Origin of the sequence: Brockia lithotrophica (assembly GCF_003633725.1) — a bacterium.
GTDB classification, from domain to species: Bacteria; Bacillota; Bacilli; order Thermicanales; family DSM-22653; genus Brockia; species Brockia lithotrophica.
The window spans coordinates 47505-65383 of sequence record NZ_RBIJ01000005.1; the positions used below are offsets into that span (position 1 = coordinate 47505).

At 64.5% G+C, this 17879-nt stretch carries 21 protein-coding genes; 1 reads left to right on the plus strand and 20 read right to left on the minus strand.

From position 1 onward, the window contains the following. Positions 1 to 24 precede the first annotated feature (24 nt). From atpB to upp, 3 genes are all read right to left on the minus strand, one after another. Positions 25 to 738, minus strand: coding sequence for a F0F1 ATP synthase subunit A (atpB, locus tag C7438_RS07490; RefSeq protein WP_121444753.1), 714 nt, complete (start codon positions 736 to 738; stop codon positions 25 to 27). A 442-nt stretch (positions 739 to 1180) separates the two neighbouring features. Then, positions 1181 to 1432 (minus strand): hypothetical protein, encoded by a 252-nt coding sequence (locus C7438_RS07500; protein WP_121444755.1) that lies wholly within the window; start codon positions 1430 to 1432, stop codon positions 1181 to 1183. A gap of 171 nt (positions 1433 to 1603) precedes the next feature. After that, positions 1604 to 2233, minus strand: a complete 630-nt coding sequence (upp, locus tag C7438_RS07505) for a uracil phosphoribosyltransferase (RefSeq protein ID WP_121444756.1) — start codon at positions 2231 to 2233, stop codon at positions 1604 to 1606. A 169-nt stretch (positions 2234 to 2402) separates the two neighbouring features. On the opposite strand from upp, the gene C7438_RS07510 reads away from it, so the two are divergent. Then, positions 2403 to 3176: an ABC transporter ATP-binding protein gene (locus C7438_RS07510; protein ID WP_170143638.1), complete on the plus strand. Its 774-nt coding sequence runs from the start codon at positions 2403 to 2405 to the stop codon at positions 3174 to 3176. Here the strand turns inward: C7438_RS07510 and glyA are convergent. The 17 genes from glyA to pyrG all read right to left on the minus strand — a co-directional run bounded on the left by glyA (position 3155) and on the right by pyrG (position 17851). Next, on the minus strand, positions 3155 to 4444 hold the full coding sequence (gene glyA / locus C7438_RS07515) for a serine hydroxymethyltransferase (RefSeq protein ID WP_121444829.1): 1290 nt from the start codon (positions 4442 to 4444) through the stop codon (positions 3155 to 3157). The two genes, C7438_RS07510 and glyA, sit on opposite strands and share 22 nt — an antisense overlap. Before the next feature lie 14 nt (positions 4445 to 4458). Continuing rightward, positions 4459 to 5031, minus strand: coding sequence for a TIGR01440 family protein (locus C7438_RS07520; protein ID WP_211322139.1), 573 nt, complete (start codon positions 5029 to 5031; stop codon positions 4459 to 4461). A gap of 4 nt (positions 5032 to 5035) precedes the next feature. Further along, complete coding sequence (gene rpiB, locus C7438_RS07525) at positions 5036 to 5494, minus strand: ribose 5-phosphate isomerase B (RefSeq protein ID WP_121444758.1); 459 nt, start codon at positions 5492 to 5494, stop codon at positions 5036 to 5038. Positions 5495 to 5559: 65 nt separating this feature from the next. Continuing rightward, positions 5560 to 5850 carry a DUF1292 domain-containing protein gene (locus tag C7438_RS07530; RefSeq protein ID WP_121444759.1) on the minus strand — a complete coding sequence of 97 codons (291 nt, stop codon included), beginning with the start codon at positions 5848 to 5850 and terminating at the stop codon, positions 5560 to 5562. Between the two features lie 12 nt (positions 5851 to 5862). Continuing rightward, entirely contained in the window at positions 5863 to 6465 is a 603-nt protein-coding gene (locus tag C7438_RS07535; RefSeq protein WP_211322140.1) for a low molecular weight protein arginine phosphatase, read from the minus strand. After that, positions 6462 to 7598: an L-threonylcarbamoyladenylate synthase gene (locus tag C7438_RS07540; protein ID WP_121444760.1), complete on the minus strand. Its 1137-nt coding sequence runs from the start codon at positions 7596 to 7598 to the stop codon at positions 6462 to 6464. Before C7438_RS07540 ends, C7438_RS07535 begins: the two co-directional genes overlap by 4 nt. A gap of 157 nt (positions 7599 to 7755) precedes the next feature. Further along, positions 7756 to 9054: a homoserine dehydrogenase gene (locus C7438_RS07545; RefSeq protein WP_211322141.1), complete on the minus strand. Its 1299-nt coding sequence runs from the start codon at positions 9052 to 9054 to the stop codon at positions 7756 to 7758. Positions 9055 to 9179: 125 nt separating this feature from the next. Further along, positions 9180 to 9923 (minus strand): stage II sporulation protein R, encoded by a 744-nt coding sequence (locus C7438_RS07550; protein ID WP_121444762.1) that lies wholly within the window; start codon positions 9921 to 9923, stop codon positions 9180 to 9182. An 86-nt stretch (positions 9924 to 10009) separates the two neighbouring features. Next, positions 10010 to 10921, minus strand: coding sequence for a N5-glutamine methyltransferase family protein (locus C7438_RS07555; RefSeq protein ID WP_121444763.1), 912 nt, complete (start codon positions 10919 to 10921; stop codon positions 10010 to 10012). A gap of 2 nt (positions 10922 to 10923) precedes the next feature. Then, positions 10924 to 11997 (minus strand): peptide chain release factor 1, encoded by a 1074-nt coding sequence (prfA, locus tag C7438_RS07560; protein ID WP_121444832.1) that lies wholly within the window; start codon positions 11995 to 11997, stop codon positions 10924 to 10926. A gap of 125 nt (positions 11998 to 12122) precedes the next feature. After that, the gene (locus tag C7438_RS07565; RefSeq protein WP_121444764.1) at positions 12123 to 12665 is read right to left on the minus strand and encodes a YhcN/YlaJ family sporulation lipoprotein; all 543 of its coding nucleotides are present in this window, start codon (positions 12663 to 12665) and stop codon (positions 12123 to 12125) included. Positions 12666 to 12725: 60 nt separating this feature from the next. Further along, positions 12726 to 12929, minus strand: coding sequence for a 50S ribosomal protein L31 (gene rpmE / locus C7438_RS07570; RefSeq protein ID WP_121444765.1), 204 nt, complete (start codon positions 12927 to 12929; stop codon positions 12726 to 12728). Positions 12930 to 13030: 101 nt separating this feature from the next. Further along, a complete protein-coding gene (locus C7438_RS07575; RefSeq protein WP_170143639.1) occupies positions 13031 to 13627 on the minus strand; it encodes a M23 family metallopeptidase in 597 nt (198 codons plus the stop codon). A 79-nt stretch (positions 13628 to 13706) separates the two neighbouring features. Continuing rightward, the gene (gene glpX, locus C7438_RS07580; protein WP_121444767.1) at positions 13707 to 14711 is read right to left on the minus strand and encodes a class II fructose-bisphosphatase; all 1005 of its coding nucleotides are present in this window, start codon (positions 14709 to 14711) and stop codon (positions 13707 to 13709) included. A 112-nt stretch (positions 14712 to 14823) separates the two neighbouring features. After that, complete coding sequence (fba, locus tag C7438_RS07585) at positions 14824 to 15675, minus strand: class II fructose-1,6-bisphosphate aldolase (RefSeq protein WP_121444768.1); 852 nt, start codon at positions 15673 to 15675, stop codon at positions 14824 to 14826. Between the two features lie 48 nt (positions 15676 to 15723). After that, positions 15724 to 16101, minus strand: a complete 378-nt coding sequence (locus C7438_RS07590) for a response regulator (protein ID WP_121444769.1) — start codon at positions 16099 to 16101, stop codon at positions 15724 to 15726. A 178-nt stretch (positions 16102 to 16279) separates the two neighbouring features. After that, positions 16280 to 17851: a CTP synthase gene (gene pyrG / locus C7438_RS07595; RefSeq protein ID WP_121444770.1), complete on the minus strand. Its 1572-nt coding sequence runs from the start codon at positions 17849 to 17851 to the stop codon at positions 16280 to 16282. Between the last annotated feature and the right edge of the window lie 28 nt (positions 17852 to 17879).

The following is a 17879-nucleotide window of genomic DNA, read 5'->3' on the forward strand; positions in this document are numbered from 1 at the left end:
GAAATCTATACCCTCGCCCAGGCGTCAGTGGGCTTCTACGCGCTGGGCGATGTACACCGCGGCCAAGACGGTAAAGATGAACGCCTGGATCGTTCCGATAAAGAGGCTAAACCCTTGCCAGATGAGGAGGGCGGGAGAGAGGAGAATCGCCATTAGAAAGCTGTACTTGAGGGTCCCTACGAGGAGCCCCACGAGAACCTCGCCGGCAAAGATGTTGCCAAAGAGACGAAGGCCGTGGGTGAGGGTGTTCGTGAACGTCTCCATGAGCACGAGCAGAGGTCCGATGGGGCTCGGCTGCAAAAGCCCCTTCAGGTATCCTTTGACGCCGTTGAGGCGGATGCTCATGGCGTGCGCCGCCACGAGTACGATGAGGGCCATAGTGAGCGTCACGTGCGCATCCGCCGTCGGGGACTTCCAGTAGCTCTTGTCCCCTACGACGAAGTTGAAGACGAGCCCCACCTGGTTGGCGACAAAGGTGTAGAGAAAAAGCGTGGCGAGGAAGGGGGAAAAGATCTTCGCCCGTTCCGAGGAAAACGCATCCCGGGCGATCCCTTCGATGAACTCGTAGTACCACTCCAACGCGTTTCCCAGACCTTGGGGGACCCCCGCCTGCGCGCTGCGCGCGCCGCGCAAGGCGAGCCAGAGAACCAAGAGGGCCGTCACCGTCGAAGAAATCGCCACGGATAGGTCGAGGTGCACACCGAAGACTTGAACCAACGGGGTCCCGTGCTCCCCCAAGAAAGTTCACCGCCTTCCCGCCGTAATCCTCGATCAATCCCCCCGTTCGGAAGGAGGGGGTCGGAGAGCCCTTCCTCCCGCGCGGAACCACCACCCTGCAAAGGAGAAAAAAAGGAGATAGAAGAAAGCCGCACCGCCCACCGCGCCGTACACACCGACCAGGCCGCCAACGTACCAGGCCGCCAACCCCGCGAAGACGGCCGCCGGAAGCCTCCCACCTGCTGCAAGGAGGGCGAGCAGCGTGAGCCTTCCGCCACCCAGAGAGGTTGCTGCCTTCCCCCAAAGGCGGTAGGCCGTAAAGAGGAGGGCGTAAGCAAGGAGCCATCCGACAAAAAAATTTCTCGCAATTTCACCTATACCGGAAACGATAAAAAACAGGAAAAATTTTGCGCCTAGGATTCCCGCGCCTATGCGAGTCCACAGGGCGAGAAAGCAACCCAGCTCATCGCCCTTCCCTCGGGCCACGGGAATCCTCCTCCCGCAGAAAAGGGCGAAGCGTTCGGAACACCGCGTACCACGCCAAGGCGAAGCCGCCAAGGCCGCCGAGCGCCGCTCCCACGGACGCCTGCCCCAGCTCCGCGCCCAACGCGCGACCGACGTACACCCCGACCAACACGGACCCTACGAACTCCCCGCTCAAGGTCGAGACAAGTGCCGCCGTCCGCCATAGGGACTGCGACCTCCTCGGCTTCACGGTGTTCACCGCTTTCCCCGCGAAATCCGGGCATTCACGCATATCCTAGCGGATCCGAGGGACGAAGTCAACCGACGCGGTTCCCCGCCCGTGAACGTTCTGTGAAAAAGTTTTTCCGTAAGAGCTACTCTTCTTTCGCAATCTCTTTCGTAACGCCGGCAAACGATCCAATCACTTCGTCCCGAAGAGGCGATCCCCCGCATCGCCGAGCCCGGGTACGATGTACCCGTGTTCGTCGAGGCGTTCGTCCACGGCAGCGACGTACACGTCCACGTCTGGGTGGGCATCCGTAAGGCGGCGAATCCCTTCCGGCGCGGCAATCAGGGAAACAAAACGCACGTGGGTTCCTCCGCGCCGTTTCACGGCGTCCACCGCCCAAACCGCCGACCCTCCTGTGGCGAGCATGGGATCGAGGAGGAAGAGATCGCGTTCGGGTAGGTCGGGGGGAAGTTTTACGTAGTACTCTACGGGCTCGAGCGTCGCCGGATCTCGGTACACGCCAATATGGCCTACCTTTGCCGCAGGAATGAGCCTCAACATCCCCTCCACCATTCCGAGGCCGGCGCGGAGGATAGGGATGAGACCAAGCTTCCGCCCGGCGAGCACCCGAGAACGCGCCACGGCGATGGGCGTTTCGACCTCCACCTCTTCCGTGGGGAGGTCGCGGGTCATCTCGTAGGCCATGAGCATGGCGATTTCGTTGACCAACTCGCGAAATTCCTTGGGCCCCGTCCGCCGATCGCGCAAGATCGTGAGCTTGTGTTGGATGAGCGGATGGTCGAAAACGTGCACCCGCGCCACGGGGTTGCCTCCTTCGCTTCGACAAGAAACCGCCTTGAAAAACCGCCAGGCCCATTATACCAGAGGGGCATCTGTACCCCAAGTCGGCCAAAGCCTTGGCATGACGGCACGTTTTGTGGTAGGGAAAAGAGAAACGCGCAACGCGATCCTCTCGAGGGAGGGACGTCCCGTGCTCGAACTTAAAAACGTCGGCGTGCGCCGAAAGGGGCGCACGCTTTTGGAGGACGTGAATTGGTCGGTGGAACGCGGGAGCGCCTGGGCCGTCCTCGGCCCCAACGGAGCAGGCAAAACCACCCTCCTCGAGGTCATCGGCGGCGAGCTCCACCCGAGTTCGGGGTACGTGCTCTGGGAAGGAACCCCCCTTTTCCGCATTCCGCTCGCGGAGAGAAGGCGCAAGATCGCCTGGGTCTCTTCGGCACTCGGGACCCGCCTCTATCCAGGGGATTCGCCTCTGGAAATCGTCGCCGGGGCGCTTTTTGCGGCAACGACCCTCTACGGGCGCGTGCCCCCGGAGGCCGCATGCCAGGCCGAAAGGGCCCTCGCGGGCGTGGGTCTCGCCTCCCGCCTCAACGTACCTTACGGCGAGCTTTCTCTGGGCGAACAGAAAAAAGTCCTCCTCGCACGCGCCCTCGTGCGCGCGCCGGAACTCCTCGTCCTGGACGAAGCCACGGAAGGACTGGACTTCGCCGCGCGGGAGGCGTTCCTCGCCACACTCAAGAGCCTAAGGTCTGCCCATCCCACCCTCACCATCGTCTTCGTGACCCACCGGCTCGAAGAGTTGGGGCCCTTTTTCGATTCCGTTCTCCTTTTGGGAGGTGGGCGAATCCGCGCCCAGGGGCCGCGCGAGGAGGTCTTACGTGCGGAAGTGCTCGAAGAGCTCTTCGGAGCACCGATGGAGCTCCGCTGGTGGAACGATCGTCCTTATGCCGTGCCGCGCGTGTGAGGCGGCGCCTCCCCGCCGACCGCCTCCCACAATTCGGGGTAGAGGGGAAAACGGCGCGTGAGTTCGGCTACGGACCCGCGCACCTCCTCGCGCACCCTTTCGTCGCCAGGGTGGCGAAGGACGCGGGCAATGAGGTCGGCGACCAGACGCATTTCGTCCGGCCCGAATCCACGGGTCGTAAGGGCGGCCGTCCCCAGGCGAATCCCGCTCGTCTTTGCGGGAGGCTCAGGGTCGAACGGCACGGCGTTCTTGTTTGCCGTAATCCCCACGGCGTCCAGGAGTTCTTCGGCCTCTTTCCCCGTGAGCCCCGTCCCGCGGAGGTCGACGAGCAAGAGGTGGTTGTCCGTGCCGCCAGAGACGAGGGAGAACCCGTGCTCGAGCAGGCGGGCGGCGAGCGCCTGGGCGTTTTCCACGACGCGGGCGGCGTAGGTGCGGAACTCCGGCCGCAGCGCCTCCCCGAAGGCAACCGCTTTGGCGGCGATCACGTGCATGAGCGGCCCCCCCTGTACCCCGGGGAACACCGCACGGTCGAGGGCGCGAGCGTGTTCGGCCGTCGTGAGCACAAATCCGCCCCGCGGCCCGCGGAGCGTCTTGTGCGTCGTCGAGGTGACGAAGTGCGCGTAAGGTACGGGATTCGGGTGCACGCCCCCCGCTACAAGGCCGGCGATATGGGCCATATCCACCATGAGGTACGCTCCGACTTCGTCGGCGATCTCCCGGAAGGCGGCAAAGTCGATCACCCGAGGATAGGCGCTCGCCCCCGCGACGATCATCCGCGGCCTATGTTCCCGGGCGAGACGACGGACTTGGTCCATGTCGATCCGGTGCGTCACGGGGTCCACGCCGTAACTCACCACGCGGTACATCTGCCCCGAGAAGTTCACGGGGCTTCCGTGCGTGAGGTGACCGCCGTGGGCGAGGTCCATGCCGAGGATCGTGTCGCCAGGCTTGAGAACGGAAAAGTACACGGCCATATTGGCTTGGGCACCGGAATGCGGCTGGACGTTGGCGTGCTCGGCCCCGAAGAGCGCCTTCGCCCGGCTGCGGGCGAGTTCCTCCACGACGTCGACGTGTTGGCAACCCCCGTAGTAGCGGCGGCCGGGGTACCCCTCCGCGTACTTGTTCGTAAGAACCGTCCCCATGGCTTCCAGGACGGCGAGGGAAACGAAGTTCTCCGAAGCGATGAGCTCGAGCCCGTGCTCTTGGCGACCGAGCTCGGCTATGATGGCCTGAAACACCTCGGGGTCGCCGGCACGTACGTGTTCCAACGGCGCCACCGCGTTCACCTCCGGTATTCGGGATAGCGGGCCCGCGGCCCCCCGATGAGTCGGGGACGCGTCACCGCCATGGTCACAAAGGCCTTACCGACAAATGGCTTAGGCGGCCGTACCGGGACGGCCACGGGCTTTAGGTGCATGCCGATGAGCGTGGCGCCGACGTCGATCCCCGCGTGGGCGCGGACGGCTTCTACGCACGTACCATCCCACGCGTCGTAAGCGACGGTGGCAAAGGCGCCGCCGGCTTCCGGCACGGGACGGACGAGCACGGGATCCAGGGCAAAGCGTTCCACAGTCTCGGGGCGCACGACGAGGGCGCGGTTGAGATGCTCGCAACACTGCACGGCGACGTGCACCCCCGTGTCCCGGCGAAACGCCTCGAGCACTTCGAAGAGGGCGTGGGCTACGGCGAGGTTGGACCCCTTCCCGATCGGCAGCCCCACAACTTCGCTCGTGCTGAGTCCTACCACGAGGAGGTGCTGGGAGGAGAGGGGAAAGCGCTCCCCGAGGTACGCGAGGTCCGCCCGGAAGGCCTCGGCCGCCTCCTCGATGCCGCCGCCGTGCCGCTCGCCTTCCACCGCGTCAGACCTCCTTCCTGCCTTCCTCCAGGGCGCGGATCTTCTCGAGGCGCCGGACGTGGCGCCCTCCTTCGAACTCCGCCGTGAGGTAGGCGCGCACGATTTCCTTCGCGAGTTCGGGGCCGACGACGCGGCCGCCAAAGGTGAGGATGTTGGCGTTGTTGTGCGCCCGCGCCATGCGCGCGGAGTACGGGTCTTGAACGTGGGCGGCGCGAATTCCGGGAATCTTGTTGGCGGCGATGGACATCCCGATTCCCGTCCCGCAGAGGAGAATCCCCCGCTGGGCTTCGCCTGCGAGGACAGCACGGGCAACCTTTTCGGCAAAGTCGGGGTAATCCACGGAGGTCTCGTCAAACGTACCCACGTCGAGGACCTCGTACCCTTCCGACCGCAGGAATTCCTTGACGACCTCTTTGAGGGCGTAACCGCCGTGGTCGGCTCCGAGGGCGATCGTCTCCTTCACACCCGTTCACCTCCGCGCGTGTTTCCCCATCTCCCACCACCGGAAAAACCCTTTGCCCGAGCTCACTACGCTTCGTCCTCGTCTTCGGAGTCTTCCTCTCCGTGGGCCGCCCGATACTCCGCCTCGTTGTAGGCGTCCACGACTTTTTGCCACTCTTCCGGATCCTCCACCGGTTCAAAGGTGTACCCTGCGTCTGTCTCCGCGATCCGAAAGACGACGCCCTCGTGGGAAAGCCCGAGGTTTTCGGGGAGGAATATGGCGTAGGCGACTCCCTCTACTTCGAGTACTTCGTCCAGGCGGTAGACGACCCCTTCTTCCCCTTCGATGCGCAACTCTCCCCAGGCTTCGCGAAACATGGGATCCCCCCTTTAGGCGTGCGCGTCTCCGTCCGGCCGCCCTTCCTCCGCGGTCCCGCCCGACAAAGCTTCCGCACCGCGGGCGGGAGCATCCGCCTCGGACGCGTTTTGCGCATCGCCGTCAGGACCGTTTCCGGAAACTGCCGCAACGCCGAGCTTCCCGGAGGAAAAGGCATCGGCCAGCGCGTGAAGGAGTTCTTCGAGACGTGCGGCCGTGGCCTCGTACGCCTCGATCCCCTTCCCGGCCGGATCTTCGATGTCCCCGCCGAGATCGCGGCCGCTCACCTCGGATACCCATTCCGCAAACGTCCAGATCTTCTCCCGAGCTTCGGGAAACGCGGCGAGGAGGGCTTCGCGGTGCGCGGCGGTCATCGCGAGCACGACGTCCGCCCAGGCGACATCTTCTGGACGCAGCTGGGCAGCGCGGTGCGCGCTGAGGTCGATCCCCCGCCGCCGAAGGACCTCCACTGCCTCCGGCGAAGCGGGGATCCCTTCCCAAGTAAAGATCCCCCGAGACCGAGGTTCCACGCCGTATTCCGCAAGAAGGTGACGCGCAAGCGCTTCGGCCATCGGACTCCGACACGTGTTTCCCGTACACACGAAGAGGATCTTCACGACCCTCCGCCTCCTTCCCGCGGTTCCTCCGGCGAACCGTCGCACACCTCGGAGGCCGCCGCAAGCAGGCGTTCGCGCAAAGGTCGGAGGACTTCGCCGGGGGGGAGAAACGCGAAGGCGGCGGCGACTTCTGCCGCCTCCAACGCCCGCAAGACCGGGTAGAACTGCCGCATTCCCGAGGCACCGCGGGGTAAGGCAAACGGAACGAGAAGGTGCGGAAAGGATCCCGGCGTGGGAACGCGGTAACCCTCGGGGAGGACTACGGCGAGGCGAAGGGGAGAGCCTTCTTCTCGCCCGCGGTGCGGAAGGACTCCTGCCCGGCGAAGCCGGGCAACCCCCCGAAGGAGGAGGGCGGCAAAAGAACCTTCATCCGCGGGCGGCGCCGCTTCCCAAACGAGGAGGGGGACACGGAGGCGAAGAAGGGAGGAAGTTGCCCCCTCCCGTCCCCCAGACGGATGAGCGGTAGCCTCAGGGGGGAGAAGGGGGTGCCCCAAAACTTCGGCGACGGCCTCCGCGGAAACCGCCCCCTCGCGAACGAGTCGGGGGAGATCCCCGCTCAGGTCGACAATCGTCGACTCGAAGCCCAGGGAAGTTTCTCCTCCGTCGAGAAGGAGGGGGAGCGAGCCCGCAAAGTCGCGGAGCACGTCCTCGGCACGCGTAGGCGAAGGACGAGCGCTCCGATTTGCGCTCGGCGCCGCAATGGGTTCGCCGACGGCCCGAAGGAGAACCCGGGCCACGGGATGGTCGGGGGAACGAACCGCCGCCCCCTTTAGCCCGTGCACGGCCGCCAACCGCACCCCGGGGCGAACGGGAAGGATGAGCGTGAGGGGACCGGGGACAAACGCTTCCCAGAGGCGTTCGGCCTGCGGGGAAAAGAGCACGAACGCCTCGGCCATCTTTCGGTCGAGGACGAGGAGGCTGAGCGGCTTCCCCTGCGGGCGCCCCTTCGCGGCGTAGATCCGTGCCAATGCCTCTGGCAGACGGGCAAGCCCCCCCAGTGCGTAGACGGTCTCCGTGGGAAAGGCCACGAGTTCCCCGCTCCGGAGGAGGGAAGCAGCACGCCGAATTCCTGGATGCTCGAGGTGCGCGTCCTCGGCGGAGATCGGCCACACCTCGGTCACGCCCTCCAGCAATTCCCCACCTCCCGCGTCGCCTCTTCTCCGCCCATTGTACCGTCCCGCCCTTTAGGCGACAAGGACGAGGGCGGAGAACGCCGGGGAAAATGCGGGAGGAGCGGGTCCCTTTGTCCACAGGATGTGGATAACTCTGTGCATAATCCTGTGGGCAGTCCTAGGAAAGCACGCGGAAAAGCGTGTGGACTTCCCGCACGAAGGGGAGGGAAGCAAACTCTTCCCGAGCCTTTTCCACGGCGGATAGGGGGGCCCGGTGGGTCAAAAACGTGATTTCTGCCGTATGGGTGTTGGGGATTTGGAGCATGCGCGAAATGCTCAGTCCGTGGCGGGCGACGACCGCTGTGAGTTCGGAAAGCACGCCGGGGACGTCGTCCGTCGTGAGGCGAAAGGCGTAGGGAAAGACGAACGCTTCCTCCGGAGGGACGACTTCCACGGACTGGCGCAAACGGATGTGCCCCCGCCCGCTTACGCCCAAGAGGGCGTTTTTTACAGCGGCCACGAGGTCAGAAACGACGGCCATGGCCGTCGGGAGATCCCCCGCGCCTCGGCCGTAGAACATCGTCTCTCCGACCGCCTCGCCGTGTACGTACACCGCGTTGAAGGAGCCGTGGACGTGGGCGAGCGGGTGGTCGCGCTTTACCCACGTGGGGGCGACGCCGATTTCGATGCGTCCGTCCTTCCGGGCCGCCCAACCGATGAGCTTGACGGTGTAGCCAAAGTCGCGGGCACGAAGGAGGTCTTCACGCGTCACCGAACGAATTCCCGCCACCCGCACGTCCGTCAGTCGGACGGGGGCGTGAAAGGCGAGGCGGGAGAGGATGACCATTTTGTAGGCCGCATCGAGGCCGTCTACGTCGTTGGTTGGATCGGCCTCCGCATATCCGAGTTCCTGGGCCTCCCGGAGCGCTTCAGAGAAGTCCACGCCTTCGCGGTCCATCTTGGAAAGGATGTAGTTCGTGGTACCGTTCACGATTCCGTACGTGTGCGTGATCCGATCGGAGGCAAATCCCTCGATCACCGTGCGCAAAAGAGGGATTCCGCCGCCTACGCTCGCTTCGTAAAAGAGGTCCACCCCGTTCTCCTCGGCAAGGGCGTGTAGACCAAGGCCATGCAGGGCGAGAAGGTCCTTGTTTGCCGTGATCACTGGCTTCCGCGCCCGAAGGGCAGCTTCGATCAACGCCCGCGTCGGTTCGATGCCGCCCATGACCTCTACGACCACGTCCACGTCGTCGGCGAGGACCACCTCCTCGCCGCGCACGGTGTACCGCGCCGTAGGCACTTTGACAGGGCGTTCCTTGGTCGGGTCCTGAACGAGAATTCGCGTGACCTCGAACCGCACCCCCGTTCGCTCGCGAAGTTCCTCCGCGTGCTGGGTGAGGATGCGCACGACGCCCGTTCCGACCGTGCCGAGGCCGAGAAGGCCGATGCGCACCGTTTGCCCCTCGCCGAACGCCACTGCTTCATTCCTCCTCCGGTGTACATCTGTTCTTCCCAGGTGGACGCCGTCCATTATACCGGCCTGGGGCACGGGCAGCAAGGGCGGAAAAAAAGAGCCGCCGCGTCGAACGCGGCAGCTCGGCTTCAGCGATAGAAGGTGCGCTCCCACAAGGAATGGACGAAATCCCACACGTAGAAATGCCAGGCGAATTTCCCTTCCTGCCGCCCCTCCGCCTCCGCTCTCGAAGGGAAAGGCAAAAGCGGCGAAGGTTCGGATCCGCCCGTAAGGGCGAGCTGATCGACCCGATCCGGAAAACGGCGTTCCTCCTCCCGTTCGTGCGAAAGCGCGTTTCCCTCCGATCGCGGCGGAGATTCCTGCAGGTACGCGCCCTTGGGAGTGAGGTGGGGAAACAGGAGGGTCCAAAAGTTGTGCCCCTTCCCCTCCCCTAGGGTGATGAGGATCGTGGGCGCCTCGCCTGCGGCGAGGAGGTGCCCCCCGTACGTGCGGGGGGGCTGGGCAATCTCGCCGACGTCTATGCGAAATCCGTATGGCACGCCGCCTTCGGCGAGCCACGTACGCACCGCCCGGCGGAGGACTTCGAGATCGTCGCCGGATAAGGCAAGAGAAGTCCCGCGAAGCCTGTCCGGGGAGTTTTGCGCGCCCCGACCTTTCGCCGAAGACGCTACCTCCCACCAGGAGAGCGCGATGCGGGCGATCTCCCCCTTTACCCACTGGTCGTAAGGCGCGTCGCTGTGCGCGACGACGCGCAGGCGGGGTACGTCGTAGACCCGCCGGAAAAAGGCGACGTCACCGAAGTAGGCGAGAAGCAGGGCGACGGCGAGAAGCCCCGCGTAGACGAAAAGCGCTGCCCGCGCATCGTGCTTCATGGCCTGTCCCTCCCGCCAATCAGGATGCCCTGCGGCGGGAGGTTCTAAACGCCCTAGGCGCGTTTCGCACCTCGAGAGAAAAGGCGCTACTTGCGCTTCCAGAGGAGGCCGCGGAGGCGTCTCCCATAGTCGACGACCTCCCCAGCAAACTCGAACATCCGGGGAGAAACCATTCCGCGAACACGGGCCACCCTTTCCGGTCCCCCGCCTACCTCCACGGCGAGAAACCCCCCGGGCCTCAGGAGCATTTCGGCGAGAGCGGCGATCCGGGGGTAGGGGCGAAGGCCGTCGGCTCCGCCGTCGAGGGCGAGGATCGGCTCCCAGCGCACTTCCGGGGCGAGCGCGGGAATTTCCTCCGTGGCGACGTATGGGGGGTTGGCGACGATCCCGTCATACGCCGCCGCAAGCCCTTCGGGCAGGGCGGAGGGGGCAAACGCGTCTCCCCAAAGAATGCGCACGCGCCCTGCGAGCCCGAGCCTGCGGGCGTTATGGGCAGCTAGGCGAAGGGCAGTATAGGACACATCCAAAAGATCCGCCGTCCAGCGGGGGCGACGGGAGAGGAGGGCAAGTCCCAAGGCCCCGCTTCCGGTACCCAGGTCGAGGATGTGTCGGGGTTTTTCGAGGTCGTCTTGGGTGAGTGCGAGGACGGCCTCGACGAGGCGCTCGCTGTCCCCTCGCGGAACGAGGACGTCGGGCGTCACCGTAAGACGCAACCCGAAAAACTCCGCCTCGCCTACGAGGTAAGCAAAGGGGATTCCCCATCCCCGGGCCCGGAGAAAGGCCGAGATCAGCGGCTCGGGAACGCGAGGTTCTCCTCCGCGCATCGCCTCCAAAAAGGCTAGGGCGCTCAGGCCGTAAAGCCATTGGAGGTAAAAGCGGGCCTCCGCCTCCGCTTCCGAATCCCCCTTCCCCGCACGAACGAGACCCTCACGCAACGCTTCGTATGCCTTGCGAAAGGACAACGTCGGGGCACGACCGTCCTCCCTACCCCCGTACATCCCTAGCCATTCCCCTCGCGGAGCAATGCCTCCGCCTCGAAGTGAGTTTCGAGGGCGTCGAGGAGCTCGTCGAGGTCGCCGTCCAACACTTCTTCGAGTCGGTAGAGGGTGAGGCCGATGCGGTGGTCCGTGACGCGGTTTTGCGGAAAATTGTACGTACGAATCCGCTCGCTTCGTTCTCCCGTCCCAACCGCCTGACGCCGCGTCTCCGAAAGTTCCGCCTCGCGCTGGCGCGCGTAGTAATCGAAGAGCCGCGCCCGCAAGATCTTCATCGCCTTTTCCCGGTTCCGGTGCTGGGAACGCTCGTCCTGCACGGATACCGTGATTCCCGTGGGAAGGTGAACGATGCGCACCGCAGACATCGTCTTGTTCACGTGCTGACCCCCCGGCCCTCCGGCGGAAAAGACGTCAATGCGCAGGTCCTTCTCGTCGATCTCCACCTCCACGTCCTCGACTTCAGGGAGTACGGCTACCGTAGCCGTGGAGGTGTGGATTCGCCCTCCCGCTTCCGTCTCCGGCACGCGCTGCACGCGGTGCGTTCCGCTTTCGTACTTCAGGCGGCGGTAGGCCCCCTTTCCGCGAATCTGGAGGACGACCTCCCGCACGCCGCCGAGGTCCGTAGGGTGCATGTCGAGAACTTCCGCCGTCCAACCCCGGCGTTCCGCGTACCGACTGTACATGCGCAGGAGGTCCGCGGCAAACAGGGCCGCCTCCTCCCCTCCCGCCGCCGCGCGAATTTCCAAAAACACGTTCTTCGTGTCGTGCGGGTCGCGGGGAAGAAGTAGCCGCCGAAGCTCTTTCTCGAGCTTTTCTCGTTCTTCCTTGAGACGCTCGAGCTCCTCACGGGCAAGCTGGCGGAGTTCCGGATCGCTTTCGTTCGCGAGGAGCTCGCGGGCCTCCTGTGCGGCGCGCTCTAAGCGCTCGTACGCGCGGTAGCCCTCGGCGATCGGCGCGAGCTCCGCCTCTTCCCGCGAGAGCGCTTCCAGCGCCTCGAAGTCCTGCCGTTCCGCCGCCTCTGCAAGAAGGCGCGTCACGACTTCGTGGCGTGCAGCGAGTTCTCGAACCTTCTCCCACATCTCCACCACCTCCTTCGTTCGCTGATCGGGGAGCGATACGAAAAGGTGGGCCAAGGCGACGCCCTGACCCACCCTCCGCAACCTGCGCAAGAACTCTCCTCCCGTTCCGTTCGCCGAAATGCCGTTCAGAACGTCCCGGCGGGAAGTGCCCTCCCCAAAGCGTCGAATTCCGGGTAGAGCGCCCGGGGGTTCTCTCCACTCCGGACGCGCTCGGCGAGAGTTTCAATCCGGCGCACGAGATCGGGGTCTCCCGTGACGCGCACGTCCACACGCGGAAAGCGCGACGCAAGGTGGGCGCGCACGCGTTCCGACGCCCCTTCCTCCCCCGCGACGCCCACGAATACCGTGCGGCCGACGGCGAGAGCTTCCACCTGGGTTACGCCTTGGACTCCCGCAGCCTCTTGCGCCACCTGCGCCGCAAGCTCGGAAGCCTCCATCGCCCCTGCAGGAGAAACCCCAGAAGGGCGGGAAGCACGCCCATCCCGTGCGGCAAGGGGGGTAAATCCGTATCCTTCTGGAGCGCGCCCTTCCGCCGAAACCGGAGGGCCTGCGGGAAGCTCTTCCGAAGTGGGCCGTCCCGGAGCGGGAGCCGCACATCCTCCGGACCCGAACGAGAGGGCGAGGGAAAGAAAGAGCCCCGCCCAACCTACGCGTAGAACCCTCTTCACAGACAGCCACCTCCCGTCCCTAGGGTGGACGGGAGGGGAAAGTTTACGCAGGATAAGCTGTCAGGAAAGGTTGTAGCGCTTTTTGAACCGCTCGATGCGGCCGCCGGTGTCTACGTACTTTTGTTTGCCCGTGAAAAACGGGTGGCATGCGGAACAAATTTCCACGTGGATCTCTTTCTTCGTAGATCCCGTGCGAAACGTATTTCCGCAGGCGCAGATCACCACGGCGTCCTCGTAAAACTCCGGGTGAATGCCCTTCTTCATCCTCTTCACCTCGCCCTTCCGCCGATCACACGAAGGGTATTGTACTACGAAAACGTGCAAGGACTCAAGGCGACGGGGGCGAAGGAAAAGAGAAAACCCCCTCAGGGGAGAAAGGCGAGCGGGTTTTGTGGTGTTTTCTGGTACCGGACCTCGAAGTGAAGGTGTACGCCGGTGGCGTTCCCCGTCTGCCCCATCCAGCCGATTGGGTCCCCCGCCCGAACGATTTGTCCCTCCCGGACGTACCGCTGGGCGAGGTGGGCGTAATACGTCTCGTACTCCCCTTCGTGCCTGAGGATCACGAGGTTCCCGTACCCGCCGTTTGTTCCCGAAAAGACGACCACGCCGGATCGGGCGGCCAAAATCGTGTAGTCGCCGCGGGCGCTCACGAGATCCACCCCGAAATGGAACCCGCCCCCCCGAGGGCCGAAAGGGCTCGTGATGAGCGGGGCACGAACCGGCCAGAGAAAGTGCGGGGTTTCCCGCGCCGCCCGCGGCCCTACCCGCACTTCGGCGGCGACGAGCGGGACGACGGCAACGCGATCCTTGGAGGAGGCGGCAAGCTGCGCCCGTTCGCGAAACGCGCGGGCGGTGGGAGAGGTCGGGGTGGCAGAAAAAAGGAGAGAAGCGGGTTGTCCCGGGGCCCCTTCCACACCGTGGCGGGGAAGGTCTCCCGCAACGTCCAGACCGAAAAGACCCACGGTCCTCCCTCCCCTTCGAAACGTTCGTTTCGTCCTTCTCTTCAAGGTATGCAGGAAGGGGGAGGGAGAACCCAGGGAATTACGCCTCTTTTTCCGTCCCGTGGGGGACGAAGTCCTTAATCACGAGGCTCGGCTTCTGCCCGAGGCGGTGTTCCGCATCTACGAAACGCACGGTACCCGTCTTCGCACGCATGACCACGGAGTGGGTGATCGCCCTCGATCCGGTGAAGCGCACGCCGCGTAGGAGTTCGCCGTCGGTAACCCCCGTCGCGGCGAAGATCGCGTCGTCTCCCCGAACGAGGTCGTCGAGGTAGAGCACGCGATCGGGGTTGTCGATCCCCATCTCCCGCAAACGCCGAAGCTCCGTCTCGTTTTGCGGCTTGAGGCGGCCCATCATGTCGCCTCCCATGCACTTCAGCGCCACGGCGGCGATCACCCCTTCCGGCGCTCCCCCAATCCCCACGAGCATGTCGATGCCCGTGTGGGGGAAGGCGGTGCTGATGGCGCCGGCGACATCGCCATCGGGGATGAGCTTGATGCGTGCCCCAACCTCTCGGATGCGGGCGATGAGTTCTTCGTGCCTTGGGCGGTCGAGGACGACGACCACGACGTCCTCGACATCCTTCCCCTTAGCCTTGGCGACGGCCCGGATGTTTTCTTCGATGGGACGGTCGATGTGTACGTACCCCTTGGCTTCGGGGCCGACGGCGATCTTGTCCATGTACATGTCGGGGGCGTGAAGGAGGTTCCCGCGATCGGCAATGGCCACGACGGTAATCGCATTCCACAACCCCTTGGCGACGATGTTCGTCCCCTCGAGCGGGTCGACGGCCACGTCCACCTTGGGGTGACCCGGTCCGCGAAGCCCCAAGGGCTCGCCGATGTAGAGCATCGGCGCCTCGTCGAGTTCTCCTTCGCCGATCACGACGACGCCGTCCATGGGAACCGTGTCGAACATGGCGCGCATCGCCGTGGTTGCCGCGTCGTCCGCCTCGTTCTTCTTCCCCCGACCCATCCAACGCGCCGCGGCGATGGCCGCCGCCTCCGTTACGCGGACGAGTTCCAACGTCAAACTCCGGTCCACGGCCTCTCCCCCCTGCTTTCTTCCCTGCCCTGCGCGGATTTCTCGATGCGGGATGCGAAAGGTCGCGCTCCCAGGGGAGCGCGACGCACGCTCGCATCCGACTGGCCGTTGTTTACGCCTTGCCCGACGAGCCGAAGAGGCGCATCTTCGCCTTCACCACGGCCTTGATCGCCTCGCGACCGGGCCCGAGGTACTTCCGCGGGTCGTAGAGGTCGGGTTGTTCCGCGAGCACGCGGCGGACGGCTTCCGTCATCGCCTGCATGTTTTCCGTGTTGATGTTGACCTTCCCCACGCCGACCTCGATCGCCCGCCGAATCTGATCGTCGGGTACCCCAGAGGCGCCGTGCAGGACGACGGGCACGGGGATCTTTTCCGTCACGGCTTGGATGATGTGGTGGCGGATGTTCGGAACGCCCTTGTACACCCCGTGCGCGGTGCCTACGGAAAGGGCGAGGGCGTCAACTCCCGTCTCCTCGTAGAAGCGAATTCCGTCTTCGGGACGGGCGAGGAGTTCCTCTTCGTTCGTAATCTCATCTTCCGTCCCGCCAATCGCGCCGACTTCCCCTTCTACGGAAACCCCCACCGCACGGGCCATGCGCACGACGAGCTTGGTCTCGCGGATGTTCTCTTCGAGGGAGAGGTGGGATCCGTCGAACATTACGGAGGTAAACCCTGCCCGGATCGCCTGCGCGCACTGCTCGAAGCTCGTCCCGTGGTCGAGGTGCAGGACGACGGGCACGAAGGTCCGTTCCGCGAGCGTTTTCGCGATCGCTACCGCGAGGTCCCACCCGCCCATGTACTTAATCGCACCTTGGCTCACGCCAAAGATGACCGGCGAACGTTCTTCCTCCGCGGCCTCGATAATCGCCTGGGCGAACTCGAGGTTGTTCAGGTTGAACTGGCCGACGGCGAACTTCTCCTTGCGTGCGCGCTGCATGAGTTCCGTCATCGATACGAGCGGCATGCGGATCCCTCCTCGCAATTGCTCGGCCGCACAGGGCCACATCCTGTATTATAGCAAAGAATTCGAAGAGGCGCCCCCTCGAAAACGGTCCAAAAGTTCCTTCAAATGCTCTATGTCAAAAGGTTTCGCCAGGAAGGCGTGCACGCCGAGGCGCTTCGCCTCTTCTTCGATGTCGCGCTCACCGTAGGCCGTCATGAGCACTACGGGAAGGTGGGGATGGGTCTCGCGGATCTTCCGCAGGAGCTCCAAACCGCTCATCCCCGGAAGCTTGACGTCAAGGAGGAGGAGGTCGGGCGGGCCTTCGGAAAATTTCTCTAAGGCCTCGCGCGCGTTCCCGGCAAGCACGACCTGAAAGCCCTGCTGCTTGACAACTTCCGCGAGCAAAGCGCGTATCCCGACCTGATCGTCGACGACCATCACGCGCATTTTCACAAACCCCCCGGAAAAGGATCTCTCGGCCCGTCTTTCGACCTCGCTTTTCCATTATAAGACAAGCTGGGGGGAGGAAAGTTCGGCCAGGGAAAAGTTGGAAAAAACGTCGCCTTCCTCACGAACGGGAAAGAAGCAAAAGAGCCCGAGGATGTCCTCGGGCTCATCGTGTTGCCTAGCGAAGCGGAGTGCGGGCGCGCGCCTTGACGGCCGCACCGATGAAGGCGAGAAAGAGGGGGTGGGGACGCGTGGGCCGCGAGGCAAACTCCGGGTAAAACTGAACGGCGACAAACCACGGATGCCCTTCGAGGCGGAAACCCAAGAGGTACTCGCGGCCTTCGCTCCACGCCTCGGGAAGGCCTCCCCGTCGCCCGAGCTCTTCGGCCCAGGAAAACGGCACCCCCTCCCTGTGCCGCATGCGTTCCTCGATCCGCTCTTTCCCGTAGATCTCGGAAAGCATTCCCCGCGGAGCGAGTTCCACAGGACGGGCACCTACCCACCCGTATCCCGGAAGAGAAGCGCTCACGGGCAAACCCTTAGCCTCGGTCGGTCCTTCGGAACCCCAGACGCCCAAAACCTCCCGCAGGGCTACGGGGAAGCCATACCCTAAGGCGAGAAACGGAATGCCCGCACGGCGCGCGTAGCGAGAGGCCAGAGCTTTGCCGTCTTCCTCGCGGTCGTCCCACGTCCCCGGGAGGACCAGAGCGTCGAGCTTCCCGAGGCGCGCGTCCGGATTGCCGCGCGCGAGCTCCCGGGCGTCGATCCAGTCAATTTCCAACGCGACGCCGTGGGCGATGGTCGCGTGGCGCAAGGCCTCGACGAGGCTCAGATAGGCGTCGTGGAGGGCGACAAATTCTCCTACGATCCCTACGCGGACCGTACCCGAGAGGCGCGCCACGCGCTCCACCACCTCTTCCCAAGCGGAGAGGTCCGCGGGCGGGAGGGAGAGTCCGAAGCGCTCGACCACGATGCGATCCAAGCCTTCCTTCCGGAGGCGAAGGGGAACTTCGTACGGCGTGGCGACGTCGAGGTTTTCGATCACCGCCTCCGTCTCGATGTCGCTGAAGAGGGCGATCTTTTCCCGCACGTCCCGCGGAAGCGGCTGCTCCGTCCGGCAGACGATGGCGTTGGGTTGAATTCCGATGCTCCGGAGTTCCTTCACGCTGTGCTGTGTGGGCTTCGTCTTGAGCTCCCCTGCAGCCTTGAGGTAGGGGACCAACGTGACGTGTACGTAAAAGACTCGGTTGCGCCCGACGTCGTGGCGAACTTGCCGGATGGCCTCGAGGAAGGGGAGAGACTCTATGTCTCCCACCGTGCCTCCGATCTCCACGATGAGGACGTCGGCCTCCGATTGCTTGGCCAATCCGTACACGTGGTCTTTGATCGCGTTCGTGACGTGGGGGATCACCTGAACGGTGGCGCCCCCGTAGACGCCCCGACGCTCGTTGTCGATGACCTCTTGGTAAATGCGACCTGCCGTCACGCTCGAACGGCGCGTAAGGGCCACGTCGATGAAGCGCTCGTAGTGACCGAGGTCGAGGTCCGTCTCCCCCCCGTCTACGGTCACGAACACTTCTCCGTGCTGGTAAGGGCTCATCGTGCTCGGATCGACGTTGATGTACGGATCGAACTTCATGATCGCCACGCGCAGCCCGCGAGCCTTGAGGAGAAGCCCGAGCGAAGCCGCCGTAATCCCCTTGCCCAGCGAGGACGCCACGCCTCCTGTGACAAAGACATAGCGCGTCATCGTGCAAAACCCCTTCGACCCGTTTTCC